This window comes from Paraburkholderia sediminicola, from assembly GCF_046030555.1.
Lineage (GTDB): Bacteria > Pseudomonadota > Gammaproteobacteria > Burkholderiales > Burkholderiaceae > Paraburkholderia > Paraburkholderia sediminicola_E.
The window spans coordinates 18780-38835 of record NZ_JAQQCH010000027.1; the positions used below are offsets into that span (position 1 = coordinate 18780).

17 protein-coding genes and 1 tRNA gene are annotated in these 20056 nt (G+C 61.9%); 13 read left to right on the forward strand and 5 right to left on the reverse strand.

The window, feature by feature from the left end; all coding sequences use genetic code 11:
- The first annotated feature begins 52 nt into the window (after positions 1 to 52).
- Positions 53 to 790 carry an outer membrane lipoprotein chaperone LolA gene (gene lolA / locus PQQ52_RS29010; RefSeq protein ID WP_408219169.1) on the forward strand — a complete coding sequence of 246 codons (738 nt, stop codon included), beginning with the start codon at positions 53 to 55 and terminating at the stop codon, positions 788 to 790.
- Between the two features lie 83 nt (positions 791 to 873).
- Here lolA and PQQ52_RS29015 read toward each other — a convergent pair whose 3' ends face one another.
- Positions 874 to 1794: a LysR family transcriptional regulator gene (locus tag PQQ52_RS29015; RefSeq protein ID WP_408219171.1), complete on the reverse strand. Its 921-nt coding sequence runs from the start codon at positions 1792 to 1794 to the stop codon at positions 874 to 876.
- 169 nt (positions 1795 to 1963) lie between these two features.
- Here PQQ52_RS29015 and speB point away from each other — a divergent pair, with 169 nt between their 5' ends.
- Entirely contained in the window at positions 1964 to 2953 is a 990-nt protein-coding gene (speB, locus tag PQQ52_RS29020; protein ID WP_408219174.1) for an agmatinase, read from the forward strand.
- A gap of 117 nt (positions 2954 to 3070) precedes the next feature.
- Here speB and cytX read toward each other — a convergent pair whose 3' ends face one another.
- Positions 3071 to 4387 (reverse strand): putative hydroxymethylpyrimidine transporter CytX, encoded by a 1317-nt coding sequence (cytX, locus tag PQQ52_RS29025; protein WP_408219175.1) that lies wholly within the window; start codon positions 4385 to 4387, stop codon positions 3071 to 3073.
- A 396-nt stretch (positions 4388 to 4783) separates the two neighbouring features.
- Between cytX and PQQ52_RS29030 the strand changes: the two genes are divergently transcribed.
- The 9 genes from PQQ52_RS29030 (at position 4784) to PQQ52_RS29070 (ending at position 14424) form a co-directional block, all read left to right on the forward strand.
- The gene (locus PQQ52_RS29030) at positions 4784 to 6097 is read left to right on the forward strand and encodes a replication-associated recombination protein A (protein ID WP_408219178.1); all 1314 of its coding nucleotides are present in this window, start codon (positions 4784 to 4786) and stop codon (positions 6095 to 6097) included.
- Between the two features lie 135 nt (positions 6098 to 6232).
- On the forward strand, positions 6233 to 7528 hold the full coding sequence (gene serS / locus PQQ52_RS29035; RefSeq protein WP_408219181.1) for a serine--tRNA ligase: 1296 nt from the start codon (positions 6233 to 6235) through the stop codon (positions 7526 to 7528).
- A 183-nt stretch (positions 7529 to 7711) separates the two neighbouring features.
- Positions 7712 to 7801 (forward strand) — tRNA-Ser (locus tag PQQ52_RS29040).
- Positions 7802 to 8333: 532 nt separating this feature from the next.
- A complete protein-coding gene (locus PQQ52_RS29045) occupies positions 8334 to 9098 on the forward strand; it encodes a hypothetical protein (RefSeq protein WP_408219184.1) in 765 nt (254 codons plus the stop codon).
- 42 nt (positions 9099 to 9140) lie between these two features.
- Positions 9141 to 10295, forward strand: coding sequence for a transporter substrate-binding and LysM peptidoglycan-binding domain-containing protein (locus PQQ52_RS29050; protein ID WP_408219187.1), 1155 nt, complete (start codon positions 9141 to 9143; stop codon positions 10293 to 10295).
- Between the two features lie 244 nt (positions 10296 to 10539).
- Positions 10540 to 11844, forward strand: coding sequence for an NAD(P)/FAD-dependent oxidoreductase (locus PQQ52_RS29055; RefSeq protein ID WP_408219190.1), 1305 nt, complete (start codon positions 10540 to 10542; stop codon positions 11842 to 11844).
- Positions 11841 to 12686, forward strand: a complete 846-nt coding sequence (locus PQQ52_RS29060) for a DUF1365 domain-containing protein (RefSeq protein ID WP_408219193.1) — start codon at positions 11841 to 11843, stop codon at positions 12684 to 12686. The genes PQQ52_RS29055 and PQQ52_RS29060 overlap by 4 nt, the downstream gene beginning before the upstream one ends.
- Positions 12687 to 12698: 12 nt before the next feature.
- On the forward strand, positions 12699 to 13910 hold the full coding sequence (locus PQQ52_RS29065) for a class I SAM-dependent methyltransferase (RefSeq protein WP_408219196.1): 1212 nt from the start codon (positions 12699 to 12701) through the stop codon (positions 13908 to 13910).
- Between the two features lies 1 nt (position 13911).
- Positions 13912 to 14424 carry a chalcone isomerase family protein gene (locus PQQ52_RS29070; RefSeq protein ID WP_408219199.1) on the forward strand — a complete coding sequence of 171 codons (513 nt, stop codon included), beginning with the start codon at positions 13912 to 13914 and terminating at the stop codon, positions 14422 to 14424.
- Positions 14425 to 14516: 92 nt separating this feature from the next.
- Here the strand turns inward: PQQ52_RS29070 and PQQ52_RS29075 are convergent, their stop codons facing one another.
- The 3 genes from PQQ52_RS29075 to PQQ52_RS29085 all read right to left on the reverse strand — a co-directional run bounded on the left by PQQ52_RS29075 (position 14517) and on the right by PQQ52_RS29085 (position 18014).
- Positions 14517 to 15572, reverse strand: a complete 1056-nt coding sequence (locus tag PQQ52_RS29075; protein ID WP_408219202.1) for an alpha/beta hydrolase — start codon at positions 15570 to 15572, stop codon at positions 14517 to 14519.
- Between the two features lie 38 nt (positions 15573 to 15610).
- Complete coding sequence (locus PQQ52_RS29080; protein WP_408219205.1) at positions 15611 to 16915, reverse strand: Nramp family divalent metal transporter; 1305 nt, start codon at positions 16913 to 16915, stop codon at positions 15611 to 15613.
- 121 nt (positions 16916 to 17036) lie between these two features.
- Positions 17037 to 18014, reverse strand: a complete 978-nt coding sequence (locus tag PQQ52_RS29085) for a ferritin-like domain-containing protein (RefSeq protein WP_408219208.1) — start codon at positions 18012 to 18014, stop codon at positions 17037 to 17039.
- Positions 18015 to 18405: 391 nt separating this feature from the next.
- Between PQQ52_RS29085 and map the strand changes: the two genes are divergently transcribed.
- Positions 18406 to 19191: a type I methionyl aminopeptidase gene (map, locus tag PQQ52_RS29090; RefSeq protein ID WP_408219329.1), complete on the forward strand. Its 786-nt coding sequence runs from the start codon at positions 18406 to 18408 to the stop codon at positions 19189 to 19191.
- A gap of 186 nt (positions 19192 to 19377) precedes the next feature.
- The gene (locus tag PQQ52_RS29095; protein ID WP_408219211.1) at positions 19378 to 19911 is read left to right on the forward strand and encodes a GNAT family N-acetyltransferase; all 534 of its coding nucleotides are present in this window, start codon (positions 19378 to 19380) and stop codon (positions 19909 to 19911) included.
- The last annotated feature ends 145 nt before the right edge of the window (positions 19912 to 20056 follow it).

Here is a 20056-nt window from a genome sequence, read left to right on the forward strand (position 1 = left end):
CAACGCCCGCCGCCGTGACCGCTCAACGAATTCAATCAAGGGAGAAAACACCATGCAGCTATTCGCGCAGCAGCACGCTCGACAGAGTGCTCAACCCAGCCGTTTCGGCCAACTTGCTCGCACGATCGTACGTGGCGTCGGCAGTGTGGCGATCGGTGCATCGATGCTTGTCGCGTCGCAAGCATTCGCGAGCGGCACCGAGCAACTGAAGGCGTTCGTCGCGCAAGTGCATTCCGCGCGCGGCACGTTTGTGCAGCAGGAAGTGCGCGCGCCAAGCAAGGCGCAGGGTGCAAGCGGCACGAACGGCGTGCTATCCACCGCTGGCAAGACGGGGACCTCGAGCGGCACGTTCACGTTCGCGCGTCCCGGCAAGTTCATCTGGCAATACGAGAAGCCCTATGCGCAACTGTTGCAGGCCGACGGCGACAAGCTCTACGTGTATGACAAAGATCTGAACCAGGTGACGGTGCGCAGTCTCGGCGGCGCGCTCGGCGCGAGCCCGGCGGCGATCCTGTTCGGCAGCAACGATCTGGACAAGAACTTCACGCTGCGTGATGCGGGTGTGAAGGCCGGCATCGACTGGCTCGAACTGACGCCCAAGGCGAAAGACACGCAATTTCAGCGTGTCGGTATCGGCTTCAAGGACGGCAATCTTGAAGCGATGGAGCTGCACGATGTGTTCGGCAACGTGACGCTGTTGACGTTCTCGAACATCCAGAAGAACCCGCCGCTGTCGGCCGATGCCTTCAAGTTCACGGTGCCGAAGGGCGCGGACGTGATCAACGGGTAAGCTGCCCAGCTCACCTATGCAATAAAAAAGCCGCGCATCCATTGCGCGGCTTTTCTTTTGGCGGCGTGTGCAACGCAGAACCGCTAACCATCCACTTCCAGCACCTGCGCCGGATGCGCGGCCTTCATATCGTCGATAAACGCTTCAACGATATCCGTTCGATGCTGCCGCGCCCGCGTGACCATATGAAACGCCACGCGATAGCGCATCTGTGCCGGATTCACCGCCGCGAGCAGACCTTGCTTGACGAACGGCGCTGCGAAATGCCCCGGCAAATAGCCGAGATGATGTCCCGACAGCACCAGCATCGCGACCGCTTCCATGTTGTCCGCAACGGCGGTGACGTTCTGCGGCGTGGTCGAACTTTCGGCCTCGGGAAGCGGATAACTGCGCCACGCCCATTCGTGAGCTGCGGCGTCGGCGGGTGACACCTCTCCCGCTGACGCGAACAGCGGATGCCCTTTCGCGCAATAAGCGAACTGATCTTCGGCGAACACTTCGGTGTATTCGAGCGACGGCACGCGATGCCAGAAATAGCCGATGCCGATCTGAATCCGGCCATTCAGCAGCAGTTCTTCGAGTTCGCCCGGCGAGCGCACCAGAATCGAAAATCGCACCGACTGATCGCGCGCGCGAAACCGGCCGATCGCGTCGCTGATACGCGCGCTTGCCGACACCGGTGTATGGCCGATCATGCCGATATCGAGCGTGCCGACCAGCTTGCGGCCGACATTGCGCGCCTGCATGCCGAAGGTGTCGACCGCGGACAGCAGGGCACGAGCCGCGTCGATGAATTGCTCGCCGCGCGCGGTCAGGCTGAAGCCGCCGCGGCCACGCTCGCACAGGCGGTAGCCGAGGCGTGTTTCCAGCGTGGCGAGTTGCGTGCTGATGGTCGACTGGCCGACGTTGAGGGTGGCTTGGGCCGGCGAGACGCCACCGGCGTCGACAATGGCGAGGAAGACGCGGATCAGCCGCAGGTCGAGATCGGTAAGTTGGGAGAACATACGTCAGGATACATCGCTATCAATCAATGTGAAGTTTATTCTGTTTGTATTTTAACTTGAGGGAAACTGCTCAAGAATCGAGATTCGCCCGGCAAAGTGCGCTTTTTTATTGACCCCACGGCCGGTTGCACGATTTTGCTTACTGCCCCCTTTTCATTGCCGAGACACGATGAATACTTCCTCCTTCATTTCCCCCGAAGCCGGTGAACGGCCGCAACCGTTGTCCGGCAACGCCATGCCCCGCTGCGGCGGCATCGCTACGATGATGCGGCTGCCGAACGTCGGCTCGGCCGAAGGGTTCGACGCCTGCTTCGTCGGCGTGCCATTCGATCTCGGCACCTCGAACCGCACCGGCGCGCGCTTTGGGCCACGCCAGATCCGCAGCGAATCGGTGCTGCTGCGCCCGTACAACATGGCCACACGTGCCGCGCCGTTCGATTCGCTGCGCGTGGCCGATCTCGGCGACGTTGCGATCAATCCGTACAACCTGCACGATTCGATCAAGCGTATCGAAACCGCCTACGACGAAATCCTCCAGCACAACTGCAAGCCGATCACCCTCGGTGGCGACCACACGATCGCGCTGCCGATCCTGCGCGCGATTCATCGCAAGCACGGCAAGGTTGGCCTGATTCACGTGGACGCGCATGCTGACGTCAACGACACGATGATGGGCGAGAAGATCGCGCACGGCACGCCGTTCCGTCGCGCGGTGGAAGAGGGCTTGCTCGATTGCGACCGCGTCGTGCAGATCGGTTTGCGCGGCACGGGTTACGCGGCTGAAGATTTCGACTGGTGCCGCGATCAGGGCTTTGAAGTCGTGCAGGCCGAGGCGTGCTGGAACCAGTCGCTCGCGCCGCTGATGGCGCGCGTGCGTGAACGCATGGGTGACGGTCCGGTGTACATCACGTTCGATATCGACGGTATCGATCCGGCCTTCGCGCCGGGTACGGGCACGCCGGAAATCGCCGGGTTGACGGTGCCGCAGGCGCTGGAAATCATTCGCGGCTCACATGGGCTGAACATCGTCGGGTGCGATCTGGTTGAAGTGGCGCCACCGTACGATCCGTTCGGCACGACCGCATTGCTTGGCGCAAATCTCGCGTTCGAATTGCTGTGCGTGTTGCCAGGCGTCGAGTATCGGGCTTCCAGGCGTTGAACTGCCGGTTGAATTGCGAGTTGAGCGGCGAGTTGGACTGATGAAGTTTGATGACGCATGAAGAGAAAAGGCCTGCGAACGCAGGCCTTTTTTGTATTGCGACGATGTTTGCGCGACTCAAGCGTACGCAGTCTTCCGAGCCGATACCAGCGCCAGATAACACACCGCGCCGATCACCAGCGCGGGCAGCGTAGCGCCTAGATCCGGCAGCCATTGATTGATTGCCTGGTACGACACAATCCCGATTGCCCACGACGCGAACGCGCTCAGATGCCAGCCGCCGGAGAAGCCGTAACGGCCGCGCACATCGCCGAGCACGGCGGCTTCAATGCGGCGCTTGCGTACGATGAAGTGATCTACCAGCACCACGCCGAACAGCGGCGCGAACACTGAGCCGATCAGAAGCAGGAAGTTCTGATACTTCGCCATCGGTACAAGCAAGGCGATCGCCGTGCACAGCGCGCCAAACGCCGCCGACAACAACGGCACGCTGCCGCGCGTCCAGAACGTGCCGGTCGAGACCGCTGCCGAGTGGATGTCGGCGAATGCGTTGTCCACTTCGTCGATCAGGATCAGCAGTAGAGCGAGGCCGCCGCCTGCTTGAGCCAATGCGCCGGTCAGCAGCGCATCGCCACCGCCTGCCGCGAGGCCGTAGATCGCGCCGAGCGCGTAGAACCAGATATTCGCAATGCCATAACCGAGCAACGTACCGCGGAAGGTCTCGCCGGGGCGTCGGCCGAAACGCGTGTAGTCGGCGATCAGCGGCAGCCACGAGAGCGGCATCGCGACCACCAGATCGATGGCGCCGCCGAACGACATCTCGCCGGTCCCAGGACGGCGCATCAGCGCGGCGAGATCATGCTTGGCCAATAGATTCCACGAGAGCCACGCCGCGCCCGCCAGCAGCAGCCAGATACCCCACGTACGCAGAAAACGCCGCACGAACGACAGCGGGCCGCTGATGGCCAGCAGCGTTGCGAGCAAACCAAAAATCACGGTCCAGATCAGCGGCATCGAGAAACCGAAGGCCTGCTTGGCGAGCGCATCGGCGGAATCGCGCATCACGATCACTTCGAACGAGCCCCAGCCGACCAGTTGCACCGCGTTCAGCACCGCCGGCACCGAGGCGCCACGCACACCGAGCGTCGGCCGCAGCGACGACATGGCCGCGAGACCCGTGTCCGTGCCGATCACGCCGGCCAGCGCCAGCAATACGACGCCGATCACGCTGCCGATCACGATCGCCAGCAACGCATGCGGCAACGACAGCCCGGGCACCAGCAGCGCGCCCGCCTGAGCGACCAGGAGGCCGATGCCGAGCGAGAACCAGAGCGCGAAAGCGTCGCCGGTGCGGAACGCGCGGCGCGCGTCGGGCACCGGCGTGAGCGGTGCGTAGGTGGTGCCGGCGTCGCCGACGAGTGGATCTTGTGCCATCTAATCTTGTCCCTGTTGGTGTTGCTTATATCTTCGTGTGCGAGCCGGTGTTGCCGGCCAATCCGCGCGCGATGTTAGCTCGTCAGGCTGTCGGCGAGATTACGGGCTAATCGGCGCGTCCATTGGCGTGCGATTTTGCCAGCTGAGCGATCTGCTCGGTTATCGGTCTCGTTAGCCTGCTGATTTGGGCGCTTTTTGCGTTGTTCATCGCTGATGATCTTGCTCGAACCGTGCTGCCCGAATCTCTCCTGCACAGCGCGCGCCCATCGCCCAGGCGCCGTCACTGTCATAATGCAAGGTGTTGCCCGCAGCCCTGCGTGCCGGCTTTGCTCACCGGCAGCACGCCGCCTTCACACGGACCGCGTCCGGAAAAGCCGAGATTATCCCCAAAACGTCATGTTTGAAGAAACCCGTGCCAATGTTCCGCTCGCCGAACGCCTGCGGCCCCGCAATATCGACGAGGTGATCGGCCAGAAGCACCTGCTCGGCCAGAACAAGCCGTTGCGGGTCGCGTTCGAATCCGGCGAAGCCCACTCGATGATCCTCTGGGGTCCGCCCGGCGTCGGCAAAACCACGCTCGCGCGGCTCATGGCCGACGCGTTTCACGCCGAGTTCATCGCGTTGTCCGCAGTGCTGTCGGGCGTGAAGGATATCCGCGAAGCCGTCGAGACCGCGCAGATTCATCGCGCGAACGGCCACCAGACGCTGGTGTTCGTCGACGAAGTGCATCGCTTCAACAAGAGCCAGCAGGACGCGTTCTTGCCGCATGTCGAGTCGGGCCTGTTCGTGTTTGTCGGCGCGACGACCGAAAATCCGTCGTTCGAGGTCAATAGCGCGTTGCTCTCGCGAGCCGCTGTCTACGTGCTGAAGAGCCTTACCGACGAAGAGCAGTGCGAACTGCTCGACCGTGCGCAGAAAGAGCTCGGCGGCCTCACGTTCACCGACGAAGCCCGCGACGCCCTGATCGGCTCCGCCGACGGCGACGGCCGCAAGCTGCTGAACAATCTGGAAATCGTCGCGCGCGCGGCGGCCCAGCAGAAGAGCACCGAAATCGACGGCGCCTTGCTCGGCAGCGCGCTCGCCGAGAATCTGCGCCGCTTTGACAAAGGCGGCGACGCATTCTACGACCAGATCAGCGCGCTGCATAAATCGGTGCGCGGCAGCAGCCCGGACGGCGCGCTGTACTGGTTCTGCCGCATGCTCGACGGCGGCGCGGACCCGCGTTATCTCGCACGACGCATCGTGCGCATGGCATGGGAGGACATCGGCCTCGCCGACCCGCGCGCGGCGCGTATCGCGCTCGACGCCGCCGAAACCTACGAGCGCCTCGGCACGCCCGAGGGCGAATTGGCGCTGGCGCAGGCGATCATCTATCTGGCCGTCGCGCCGAAGTCGAACGCCGGGTACAACGCGTACAACGAGGCACGGCGGTTCGTCAGCAAGGACCAGTCGCGCGGCGTGCCGGTGCATCTGCGTAACGCGCCGACCAAGCTGATGAAGGAACTCGGCTACGGTCACGAATACCGCTACGCACACGACGAACCCGATGCCTACGCGGCCGGCGAGACCTATCTGCCGGACACCATTCGCGACCCGCATTGGTACGAGCCGACGCCGCGCGGTCTCGAGGGCAAGATTGGCGACAAGATGGCGCGTCTGGCTGAGCTTGACGCGCAGTGGCGCAGCGAGAACAAGCCTAAAAAGGGCTGAACGTCGCTGCGTGTGCTTCTATGCCGTTTCACGGCCCGTGTCGCCATTCCGCACGCCTTGACCATCTAGCGCACCGGCCGCCCGCGCCGGTGCGCTAAAATCCCAGCTTCATATAACGAACACCCGCCCCATCCCATGCTCGACATCCAGCTGCTGCGCAAAGACCTCGACGGCGTCGCCAAACGCCTCGCCGACCGCGGCTATACCCTCGACGTGGCGGCTTTTACCGCGCTCGAAGCGGAACGCCGCGACACCCAGACCCGTACCGAAGAGATGCAGGCGCGCCGCAATACCCTGTCGAAGCAGATCGGCGGGATGAAGGGGAGGGGGGAGGACACGTCGGCGCTGATGGCCGAAGTGGGCGGTATCGGCGACGAGATGAAGGCGTCGGCGGCCAGGCTGGACGATATCCAGAAGCGTCTGTCCGACCTGCTGCTCGGCGTGCCGAACCTGCCGCACGAAAGCGTGCCGATGGGTAAGGACGAAACCCAGAACGTCGAAGTACGTCGCTGGGGTACGCCGCGCCAGTTCGATTTCGAAGTGAAGGATCACGTCGACGTCGGTACGCCGCTCGGCCTTGACTTCGAGACTGGCGCGAAACTGTCGGGCGCGCGTTTCACGATGCTGCGCGGACAGATTGCGCGGCTGCATCGCGCGCTGGCGCAGTTCATGATCGACACGCACACGCTGCACCACGGCTATACCGAGGTGTACACGCCGTACATCGTGAATCCGGAGATTCTGTACGGCACCGGCCAATTGCCGAAATTCGCCGACGATATGTTCCGCGTCGAGAAGGGCGGTGATGAGAATACGGTCACGCAGTATCTGATTTCGACGTCGGAAATTTCGTTGACGAATACGGTGCGCGACAGCATTGTCGAAGCGGACACGTTGCCGATCAAACTGACCGCGCATTCGCCGTGCTTCCGCTCGGAAGCGGGCTCGTATGGCCGCGATACGCGTGGTCTGATCCGTCAGCATCAGTTCGACAAGGTCGAGATGGTGCAGATCGTCGCGCCGGAAGCATCGTATGACGCGCTGGAGCAGATGGTCGGCCATGCCGAGGCGATTCTGCAGAAGCTTGAATTGCCGTACCGCGTGATTACGTTGTGCACGGGTGATATGGGTTTCTCGGCGGCGAAGACGTATGACCTTGAAGTGTGGGTGCCTGCGCAGAATACGTATCGCGAGATTTCGAGCTGCTCGAATACGGAGTCGTTCCAGGCTCGCCGGATGCAGGCGCGCTTCCGCAATGCGCAAGGCAAGCCGGAGCTGGTGCATACGCTGAACGGTTCGGGGCTGGCGGTCGGCCGCACGCTTGTGGCTGTGCTGGAGAATTTCCAGAACGCTGACGGGTCGGTCACGGTGCCGGCGGCGCTGCGTCCCTACCTCGGTGGGGTGGAACGGCTGGAAGTGCCGGCGGCTTGATTGATGTGCCGCTGATGCATGGCTGATGCCGCTACCGATTGCCGGGTCCCGTCGAAATTTTCTCGAGGAGGGGCTTGGAAATTGGATTCAGCTGTTCTATAATCTTTCTCTCCCAAGCAACGACCCGCTTGGATCTGATTCATCAGCAACCAAGCAATCTCGTTGTTGTGAGTTGGAAGACCCGGAAAGGTGGCAGAGTGGTCGAATGCGCTGGACTCGAAATCCAGTGTACCTTTAGGGGTACCGTGAGTTCGAATCTCACCCTTTCCGCCAAATTTAGAAAACAGGCCCTTCGGGGCCTGTTTTCGTTTCTGCCCACGAAAAGAGCTGGGCATTGAGGTTTTCGCTGCGGCTGCGAACTTACGCTTCATTACCGCGATACACACGAAGTGCCCTGCGCAGCGATTCGACGGTGTGCAGGTCCTGAGAGTTATGACACGTAATGCCAATGGCTATTAAGCAAATCCTTCGTTCGAGCACGGATTTTCCGGCAATGCCTTCGCCAGAGCGTTGAATTAATCAATTGAAAGCGATTAGAAATAATATTGTTATAAATTTGTCAGATAAAATGCCGGCATAAATTTGAGCCGCGCCAGCGCCTACTGCCGTGGCAATTCGCATACTCATTCCCCGCGTACTACCCACAAAAATAAGACACACTTCCCCCGCCGCCTGAGTGCCTGTAAAGTCATACAGCGTTTTCGCGTCAGCCTGAAAAACCAGACCGAAAACGCATAGCCACAACGATGTCCCGAACAGTTTGCAAAATCAGTTTTTGTAAAACAAGCTTCAAAAGGGGATTCACATGTCAGTTGGCAATTCGGTCGTTGACACGACCACGAGCAGCACCAAATATAAAGTCATCAAGTGGTCGATTATCGGGCTGTGCATCGCCATCGGTGCGCCGCTCGCGATCCTGCTGGTCAAGGGGCTGGTCGGCCTGATCCTTGCGGCGGTGATCGGGCTTGCGGCGATCAACTTCGGTCCCGTCCTGGCCATGAAGTTCGCGAACCAGAAGGTCAAGATGTTCGTGAACGAAGCGAAGTCGAACCCGATCGAAACGCTCTACAACGAACTGGCCGAAAAGCAGGAAGGCGCGGAGCGGTTCAAGAAGAGCATCACAGATTTTCGCACCGAAGTGAAAAACTTCGAAGACAAAACCGCGCAGTTCAAAAAGCAATATCCCGAAGACGCCGAGCGTTTTGAGACTCAACTCGCAACGATGAGAAAACTGCTCGCGTTTCGCGAGGGGCGCTATAAGCAGGTGCAAGACGAACTCAAGCGATTTTCCGACGCAATCGATCGCGCCAAAGCCCTATGGGATATGTCGCAATCCGCACAACGCATGAACAAGATCGCCGGCATGCAATCCAGCGACACATTCGCGCAAATCAAAACGGATGCCGCGCTCGACTCCGTGATGAACTCGGTGAACAAGGCATTTTCAGAAATGGAAACGTCGCTGATGGAAAGTGCGGAAGTGCAGCAAGCCAAGGCCGCCGCCACTGAAATGGGCGCGGTCAATAATCCGCCCGCCCAGCAACTCGGCTCGCCCGCGGCACCCAAATAATCAGGCGCATGCTGCTCGACTACTCAACTCGATCGAAAAATAATGAAGAAAATTCTGGGTTCGATTCTTTTCCTGATCTTGCTGGCTGCCGGTTGGTATATCCACGAAGGCGGCTTCAAAACCCTTAATTACGGCCAGAGCGCTGACAAGGACACCGCCGCGGTGAACGGGATAGACACCGGCAACAGCAGCAGCGCGGATGTCAAAACGCCGGCCCCAAGCAACCCGGACGGCTTCGTGGCCAACAAGGACACGCTGAAGTCGATCTTGAGCAACGGCGTCGTGCGGGTCAGCGTCGAGAACCCCTCGCGGCCGTTTTACTCGGAAGACAACGGCAAGCCGCAAGGCTTCAACGTCGATTTCGCCAATCTGCTGTTCGCACAGAAGGAATTTACCTCGGGCGACCATTCGACCATCGCCGTCGATACGCATCACGGCGTGGACACGTATCCGGCCGTCCCGGATCAACTGACGAAAACCGACAAGCAAGGCAACGCCGTCGTCGACGTCGCCATGGACGGCCTGACGTTCCCCGACAACACCCCGAGCGGCGTGGTCTATTCGATTCCCTACGTGGAGGACTTCGGCTATTCGTTGATCGTTCCCAAGGGTTCGCCGGTCCGCTCCGCAGACGACCTCGCAGGTAAAACGGTCGGCGTGCTGCAGGGCGACCCGGATGTGAAAGCGTTTGTCCAGAAAGCGTTCCCGAATAGCAAAATCGTCGAACTGTCGGATGCGAGCATTGAGGGGCAACGGTCCTGGATGTCGCACTTCCTCGACGATCATCAGGTCGACGCTATCGTCTACGACTATCCGTTTGGCGTATCGGAGATCAAGGGCACCGACCTGACGTTCGCGGTCACGAAGCTGGACGGCTCCAACCTCGCGTACAAAATCGGCGTACGCAAGGAAGACAGCGCGCTCCTGATCTACCTGAACTCCGCGATTGCGAAGGTCAAGCAGTCGCCGGCGTATCTGGACCTGTTGCGTAAATACTTCATCAGCGACCAGGTGCTCACCACTGCGGCGACCGGCGGCGAGAAGACCTACGTGGTCCGTTCAGGCGACACGCTGAATGCCATTGCCGCGAGTCAATTGGGAAGCGGAGCGCGATTTGTGGAGGTGCAGAAGCGCAATAACCTTCCAAACCCCAACCTCATCCTGATCGGTCAGCATCTGATCATTCCCGTGCGCTGACGCGGTAGATTTTTCTGCCGGGCCCTCGCGGCCCGGCAGGAACAAAAATCCCTGACCGGCAACGCGGAGTCGCCGTGTATGTCGGTGCCGCTGTCTTGCCGGGCCGGGCACGCGTGGGTGCCACGCAAAATCCGCCAGATTTGCATCCATTTCATCCCCCGCTGCGTAAATCCCCTCAAGGACGCGCAAGCCCCGCCACACCCTGTTAACCGAGCGCGTGTCCCCGAGACCAGGAGACGCGCCCGTGACCCATCCCGCACCGACCTCAGCCCTACCGCGCGGCTCGCGGGTCGCGGTCATCGGCGCCGGTATCTCGGGTTTAGCCAGTGCCTATCTGCTGACGCGCAACCATCAGGTCACGCTGTTCGAATCGGCCGGCTACGCGGGCGGTCACACCAATACCGTGGATGTCACCCTCGAGGGCCACACGCACCCCGTCGACACTGGCTTCCTCGTTTTCAACGACCGCACCTATCCGAACCTGATCGCGCTCTTCGCTGAACTGGGCGTCGAGTCGCACCCGAGCGAAATGACCTTCTCGGTCTCGTTCGACGAAGGCCGCCTCGAGTGGGCCGGCACCAGCCTGAACACGGTGTTCGCGCAACGTCGCAACCTGTTCTCACCGACCTTTATCGGCATGCTGCGCGACATCATGCGTTTCAACGGCAGCGCGCAAAGCAATCTCGAGCTCGCGACAGCAACGCGCGCGTCGATGGGCGAACTGCTCACGGCCGGCGGCTACGGCGGCGCGTTCCAGCGCCACTACCTGCTGCCGATGGCCGCAGCGATCTGGTCGAGCGCGACCGCCGATATTCTCGCCTTCCCGGCCACCACATTCCTGCGCTTCTGTCTGAACCACGCGCTGCTTCAGGTGAACCGCCGGCCGCAGTGGAAGACGGTCGTCGGAGGAGGGCGCGAATACGTACGCCGCATTGTCGGCGCGCTCGACGATGTTCGCATCGGTACTGCAGTGCAAGGCGTGCGGCGCGATGCCGATGGCGTCGATGTGTTCACGGACAAGGGCTCGGAGCGCTTCGACGCGCTGGTGCTCGCGACTCACGCGCCGACCTCGCTGCGCCTGCTGGGCAATGACGCGGATCAGCACGAGCGCAGCGTGCTGAGCGCCGTGCGCTACCAGCCGAATGTCGCCGTGCTGCATACGGATACGAATCTGCTGCCGCGTCGTCAGCGCGTGTGGTCGGCATGGAATTATCTGGGGAGCCGCGGCGTGGACGGCACGCATCCGGTGTGTGTCAGCTATCTGGTGAACCAGCTGCAGCCACTGCCGTTCAAGACGCCGCTCGTCGTGACGCTCAACCCGGTGACACAGCCGGCGCCGGGTACCGAACTGCGCCGCTTCGTATACGACCATCCACTGTTCGATCTGGCCGCCATCGACGCGCAGCACCGCCTGCCGTCGCTGCAAGGCAGGCATCGCACCTGGTTCGCGGGCGCATGGACGGGTTACGGTTTCCACGAAGACGGTCTGAAATCGGCACTGCGCGTGGCCGCCGATTTCGACGCGTCGCCGGCATGGGCCGCGCTATGAATTCCGCGCGCCTCACCGTCGATCCGGCTGCCTGGCTATTGACGGGCCAGGTGATGCACGAGCGTCTGCGGCCGAAGCCTCATCGATTCACGTATCCGGTGTTCTACGTGCGCTGCGACCTGGATCGTCTCGCGTCGCTCGATAGCGGCTGGTTCGGCATCGACCGCTGGCGTCCGCTTAGCTTTCACCCACGCGACCACGGCCCGCGCGACGGCAGCGATCTTGCCACATGGATGCGCGCACAACTATCAGCGGCGGGTATTGAAGAAGCGGACGGCAAGGTCTGGTTGCAAGCATTTCCGCGTGTGTTCGGTTATGCGTTCAATCCGGTCAGTTTCTGGTTTTGCCACGACCGCGATGGCCATTTGCGTGCGCTGCTGGCCGAGGTGCGCAATACCTTCGGCGATCGACACAGTTATCTGCTGAGCGCTGCGGGCAACGCGCCCATCACGGCCGAAACGGAACTCAAATGCCGCAAAGTGCTGCACGTGTCGCCGTTTTGCCGTGTCGAGGGGAGCTACGAATTTTGTGTCAGAGAGACGCCGAACCATGCGTCGGTCTCGATCAATTACCAGGACGCTGACGGTTTGCTGATCCGCACGGCTTTGAGCGGTCGCTTAAAGCCCTTAACGCGTTCGACGGCGCTCACTGCGCTGATCCGTCAGCCATTGTTGACCGTCGGTGTCGTCGCAAGAATTTATTGGCAGGCGTTGCGCCTCGCCATAAAAAAAGCGCCGTTCTACGGCAAAAACCCCGTGCCGGGCCGCGCGGCCGACGCGCCCACCGACCACACCGCCGCCGGCCAGCCGTCCGCTGCTGCGCGCCCCATTTCGTCCGATTGAGGAGATTCAGCCATGGCGCTTTCAAGAACCCTGAGCGGGCACCGAACCATCCCCGCGTCGGGCCGTCTGTTCCTCTCTCTGCTCGAACGGATTCAGGTTGGGCATCTGGTGCTGATCACGCCTGACGGTCAGCAGCGCGTGTTCGGCGATCCGCACGCGGCGCCGGGCGCGCGTCTGGAGTTGCGCGACTGGCGTGCGTGCGGCGCGATTCTGCGTAAAGGCGATATCGGTTTCGCCGATGCATGGCGCTCGTTCTGGGTCGATACGCCCGATCTGGCCGCATTGTTGCGCGTCGCAATCCGCAACGAACGCGCACTGCAACGCACCGTCTACGGCGGCTGGCTCGCACAACTCTGGTATGGATTGCGTCATAAGCTGAGGCCCAATACGCGTTCGGGCAGCCGCCGCAATATTCACGCGCATTACGACATCGGCAACGCCTTTTACGCGCAGTGGCTGGACCCGACATTTACGTATTCGAGTGCGGTGTTCGACGGCAATTTCTATCAATCGCTCGAAGACGCGCAGCATGCGAAATACCAACGCATCATCGATACGCTGGGTTTGTGCGAAGGCATGCGCATTCTGGAAATCGGTTGCGGCTGGGGCGGTTTTGCGATGCACGCAGCGCGCCAGGGCATCCATGTACACGGCGTAACGATCTCGCCGGCGCAGCTCGAATTCGCCCAGAAACGCGTGAGCGAAGCAGGTTTGAGCGACAGGGTGCACCTTGAATTGCGCGACTATCGTACGCTGACCGGCCAGTACGACGGCATCGTATCGATTGAAATGTTCGAAGCCGTGGGTGAAAAATTCTGGCCGACGTACTTCCGCATTTTGCGCGAACGTCTGCGGCCTGGCGCACGCGCGCTCGTGCAAACCATCACGATCGACGACTCACACTTCGCCGCGTATCGCGCAACGAGTGACTTCATCCGCGAATTCATTTTCCCGGGTGGCATGTTGCCGAGTCCGCAGCGTTTCATCGAAGCGGCACGGCGTGGCAAGCTCGCGGCGCGCACGTCGTTGGCGTTCGGCCGCGACTACGCCGAGACACTGCGCCGCTGGCGCAGTGGGTTCGAGGCACAGATCGATACGATCCATACGCAAGGTTTCGATGAGATTTTCGTGCGGACGTGGCGGCTGTATCTGGCGTACTGCGAAGCCGGCTTCGACGAAGGACGCACGGACGTGATGCAGTTCGTGCTTGCGTCGGCGGACTGATATGCGTGTGCTCGCGGCTCTCGTGCTGGTGCTGTGGGCGACTGCCGCCTGTGCCGATTGGAGCGGCGACGTGCAGTCCGCGAAACTCGTGGGCGAGGGTGATTTCAGCGTGCTCGGCTTCACGCTCTACCGCGCGCAGATGTGGAGCGAACGCGTACCCGTCGATTATGACGAACGCTTCGCGCTGCACATTACTTACGCGCGTGGCGTCAAGCGCGAGCGATTCGTCGACACGGGTATGCACGAGATCAAGCGTCTTGCGAGCGCGCCGATTCCGGCCGATACGTTGGAGCGCTGGCGCGCGGATATGATGCAGGCGTTCGTCGACGTCGGCCCCGGTGACCAGTTAAGCGCGGTCTATTTGCCGGATAAGGGCGTGCGCTTTTATGCTGGCGACCGTATGACCGGCGAATTCGACGATCCCGCCTTCGCGCGGGCATTCTTCGGCATCTGGCTCGATCCGTCGACGCGCGCGCCTACTTTGCGCAAACAGTTGCTTGGCGTGACGCAGTAAGGCGTGCTGCGACACGCGCGCTGACCTGGCGCAGCAATTGTCTGGCATGGCGTTGCAGTGTGTGCAGGGCCTGCGTTGCGCCTCGTCTGTGTTCAATCGTTGTGGCCGAGCGTGCTCTGCTTCTGACAATCGGCGTTCACGTTCAACGCCGATGTTGACGAAGCGCCCGCGCACGGCACCGTTTCCGCTTTCGTGCGCCGCCGCATCTGGTAGACGTTGCCCGGCGTATCGGAAGATGCGGGCAACGATTGTGCGTCACCATCGCGCTGGGCCTCGCGGCTCACCTGTGCATCGATAAACGCGCTCGTATCGTCGAGGACCGGCGCAAAGCCGCGCAAGGGTCCGGCAAAGGCGCCGGCCAGTAGCGCGTGCCCAATTCGCGGATAGTGCTTTACTTCAACGGTATCGCCGGCGGCGCGCAGTTTTGCCGCGAGCCGGTCGGTATTGCCCGGATCGACTGTCGTATCGCGCTTGCCCGCGGCGAGGAACATCGGCGGTTCGTCGCCTTCGACGAAATTGATCGGCTGACTCGCAGCGCGCAATGCGGGCGGGAAAATCTCTTCAAGCGTCGCGTCCTTCAGCGGCAGAAAATCATACGGGCCGGCAAGGCCGATTACGCCGCTCAAATCGCGCTTGCTCATCTGCTGCGCGGCGAGATAGCGGCCGTCCGTGGCCAGCAGCATCACGATATGCGCGCCAGCCGAGTGACCCATCAGAAAGATCCGTGACGGGTCGCCGCCGAACTCGGCCGCGTGATCGCGAGCCCAGCGCACGGCCGCGGCGGCATCGTCGACAAAGCCGGGGAAGGCAGTTTCCGGCCATGTTCGATAGTCGGGCACCACGGCCACAAACCCGCGTGAAGCCAGCGCCGCGCCAACGAACAGATAGCTGTCGCGCGAGCCGCTCTGCCAACTGCCGCCATAGAAGAAGACGACGATCGGACGGCCGCGCGAACCGGTTTGCCGCGCACGGCTTGATGTCGGCATGTAGACGTCGAGTTTCTGGCGCGGCGCGCTGCCGTACGCGAGGGCCGCCTCGGCCTGGAAGCTCTTGGGCGATACGGCGGCGTTGAGCACGCTAGCGGCGCTACAGCCGCCGAGCGCGGCGAGTGCCAGCGTGGCGGTCAGGGTAAGCAGGCGTCGAGGCATGGGAGTCGGGTCGGTCCGGAGATTGTGTGGAACGGCGGTCACGACATCATGCCAGCCACTTGCAGTAGCAGAACGATATTGAGCGCCAGCACGACGACCGTGCCGGTCATCGCCGCAATCGTCGTCGAGCGGCGATTCCGGTAGCGGCCCATCAAATCGCCGCGCGACGTGAACCATACCAGCGCGATCATCGGCACCGGCAGCGCGATGCTCAGCACCACCTGGCTCAGCACCAGCGCACGCGTCGCATCCACCCCGCAGGCAACCACGACGAAGGCCGGCACCATCGTAATGAGCCGCCGTGCCCACACCGGGATATGAAAGCCGACAAAGCCCTGCATGATCATCTGTCCAGCCATCGTGCCGACCACCGAACTCGACACCCCGGACGCAATCAATGCCGCCAGAAAGAGACCCGCCGCCGCGCCGCCGAGCAGCGGCGTGAGCGTGCGCCACGCCGTTTCGATGCTGGCGATGTCCGCGTGACCGGCATGAAACGCGCTCGCCGCCATGATCACCATCGCCATGTTGATGAGCCCGGCGACGCCGAGGGCAACCACCACCTCGATATTCGAAAATCGCAGTAACCTGGCGCGCTCGCCTTCATTGCGAGCCGTCACGCGATTCTGCGTGAGTCCCGAATGCAGAAACAGCACATGCGGCATCACCGTTGCGCCGATGATACCGACGGAAATCGTCAACGCATTGCGATCGGGCATGCCCGGCGTGAACGTATGCTTGACGACCGACGGCCAGTGCACCGGCGCAATCAGCAACTCCGCGAGGTACGACAGCCCGATCACGCCGATCAGCGCCGCGATTGCCAGTTCGAGCGGGCGGAAGCCACGCTTCTCGAACTGCAGCAAACCATAGGTGACGGCCGCGGTGATCAGCATACTCGGCATCATCGGCAGATGGGTGAGCAACGAAACGCCGATCGCGCCGCCGACGAATTCCGCCAGATCGGTCGCCATTGCCGCGATTTCGCTGACGCCCCACATCGTAAGCACGCAACGGCGCGGGAGTGCCGAGCGACATAACTCGGCGAGATTGTTACCGGTTACAAGCCCAAGTTTGGCGGACAAAGATTGAAACAGCATGGCCACGATATTCGCTACCGCTACCACCCAGAGCAGCGTATAGCCGTAGCCCGCGCCCGCTTGAATATTGGTCGCGAAGTTGCCCGGGTCCATATACGCGATCGAGGCCACAACCGCGGGTCCGACGAAAGGCAGTATCGCGCGCAAGCCGCGGCGCCTTCCGGCCAGCGTCTCGCGGATGTCGAAACAAGTCTGCTCGGTGAGGGTCTGAGGCACGGCGGCCTGACTCATCGCTTCGTTCATGACTGCTCCTGTCCATCTTCAGGCGTTCAAAACAATGCAGATGAAGGCCGGCCAACGGGTGAGCGCGATCGTCATCGCGGCGACCCGCTGCCGGTGCAACTGGCGCAGCACGTGACGTGCTTCAGGCGCTCATGTTGAGCGAACCGTTCACGCCGTTCGGGAAGAAGCCACCCTTGGTCGCCACCGAACTCGTCAGATACACGATGTTGAGCACGTTGCCATAGCCGCGGCTGAAGGCGAGCCCGTTGCTGTCGAGCGGCACGATGTTCGACGAACCGGCCGTCGCGCCGGTGATGCCCTGATCGTCGTGGCCGTTGTTGTCGAGGCTGTCGCGCGCGGCGGAGATGGCATTGGCGGCAGTGTAGATACTCGCCGTGTCGACACCTTTTGAGAACAGCACGGTGCGTACGAGGCCTGCGTGATACGCCTCGGCCGCGAGAATGCCGGCAGCGGCTTCGAGGAAGGTCTTGTTGGTGATGAGCGGGGAGGCGCCCTTATAGGCCGTCACGCCGACGTCTTCGAAGATGAACGCGCCAAGCAGGAAATTATTGTCGTTCGCATACGGATTGAAGGCGACACCGGCGCCGACCAGTCCCGCTGCGCGCGCCGCATTCGAGAATGCACCGTTCGGATTGGTGCCGCCGATGTCGATCGAGGGCATCGCCACCGCTGCGCTGCCCAACGCGGAGCGCAAGAAGTTGACGTGCTCGCGTTCGTCGTTGGCGATCTCGTTCGCGTAGGCCTGTACCACGGGATCCTGGAACGGCACTTGCTGCCCCGGGATCACCGTGCCCATCGCGCCCACGCCGGCAGTCATGCTCGCGGCCAACCCCGAACCCGACGTCGCATAGGTATAGAACTGCGATTCGAGGTATTCCAGGTTCAGCGCGAAGTTCAGAATCTCCGCATCGGTCGGTGCGCTGGCTGCCGCCACGCTCGAGCCCGAACCCCCACCGCACGCACTGATCAGCGTGCCGCCGACTAAACCTAGACCGAGGCCGCCGGCGTTGCGGAAAAACTGTCTGCGTTGCAGGCGCCGTTCAACCCGGCGGTCAAGTACATCGATAAGTTCTGCTGATTTATTGCTGGACTCCGACATGGCGATGCTCCTCAGATGGTTCGCTGCCAATGCCGCTAACTCGCGACGTATACGCGCGGACAACTGCTACTCACGCGATGCACAAACGCAAATCGCGGACGCAAAAGAGGGCCCCGTTCTTCAGAGAAGAACTAAACGATGGAGGGAGAAGAAGCGAGTCCTCAACCGACTTTACGGAGCGAATGCGCTGCCAGATGCAAACCTCACAAAAGATTTCTGTGTGCGCTCGCAGCATGAGACTGAACGTCGTTGTTTTGCTGGCTCCTGCACATCGTTCGGCGCCCGCGCGGAAAATATCCGGGGAGCAGGCTCGGCCCGGCTCGCGGAGGCCGTCCGGCGATCCTCTGTACAATTGGCCGATCGTCAACATCGACACACCCCGACCGAATTCATGGCCATTACCTACAAGACTCCCGACGACATCGCCAAGCTGCGCATTTCCGGCCGCCTCGCGGCCGACGTACTGGCGATGATCGGCGAGCACGTCAAGGCCGGTGTCTCCACCGACGAGCTCGACGCACTGTGCAACGACTACATTGTCAATACGCAAAAGTCGATTCCGGCAAATGTCGGCTATTTGGGTTTTCCGAAGACGGTCTGCACGTCCGTCAATCAGGTGGTGTGCCACGGCATTCCTAACCGCAGCGAAATCCTGAAAGATGGCGACATCATCAATATCGACGTCGCGATCATCAGAGATGGCTACTTCGGCGACACCAGCCGCATGTATTGCGTCGGCCAGCCGAGCACGGTGGCGCGCCAGTTGATCGACACGACCTATGAAGCGATGCTTGCCGGCATCCGTGAGGTCAAGCCGGGTGCTACGCTCGGCGACGTCGGCTATGCCATCCAGAAGATCGCGCAGCGCGACGGCTTCTCGATCGTGCGCGACTACTGCGGGCACGGCATTGGCAAGGTTTATCACGAAGACCCGCAAGTGTTGCACTACGGCCAGCCGGGGCAGGGCGTGCGCCTGAAGCCGGGCATGGTCTTCACGATCGAGCCGATGATCAACGCGGGCCGGGCCGGCACCACGGTGCAGCGTGACGGCTGGACGGTGGTCACCAAAGACCGTTCGCTGTCGGCGCAATGGGAGCATATGATCGCCGTGACCGAAGAGGGCTACGAGCTGCTCACGCCGTGGCCGGACGGCACCGGCGATTACGAAGCGCCTTGAAGGCGGTGGTCTGCGCGCCTCACGAACCGGCTTTTCAAGGCGGTGGGCGCGCGAAATGCTGTGCCATTGGTGCGCAGCTCCGGTAGCCCGGGTGTGCGCCGCGGTCCGATTCAGTAAATAAGGATTTGACTCGCGCGCCGGTTCGGTTAAAGCTACGCCTTAGGGTTTCAAGGGGTTTTCGTCTGCATGAGTCCGTCATTGACCGTTCGCCGTATCGCCGCTGATCAGGGCGCCGTTTTCCGCGAACTCCGTACTGCGTCACTGCGGGAGGCGCCCTATGCCTTCGGCGAAACGCTAGAGGACGCGTTGTCTGCGGACGCCGCCAGTTTCGACGCCACCGCCGCCGAACACGCTGTTTCATTTACCGCCACCAGTTTCATCCTCTACACCGAGGGCCATCCGGCAGGATTGATCGAAGCCTATTTCGACGACACCGCGGCGCCCCGCGCGTTCGTCTGCGAGTTATGGGTGGCGCCGGCGGTGCGTCATCTGCGGGGCGGCGAGTTGCTGGTCGACACCGCCAGTGGCTGGCTGGCCGGCGAAGGCGCCATGGAAATCTACGCGTGGGTCGCCGACGCCAACCGCAATGCGATGCGCTTTTACGAGGCGCTCGGGTTCGGTCCGACTGGCGAGCATCGGCGCGTCGCGCGTGCGCCCGAGCAGGCCGAAAGCCTGCTGGTGCGCCACGTGCCGACTACGTCACAGGTATTTCAGCAGTGATCCCGCGAGCGGCGCGTCAGCCTGCCGCTCGAGTCCCATCCGCGTCGCTACAGCGTTCATGGCCGAATAACCGGCCTAAGCGCGGCCTGAATGGCCGAGGCGTGGCCACGCCATGGGTATTCAGGCCGCGGCGGCGTGCTCTCTC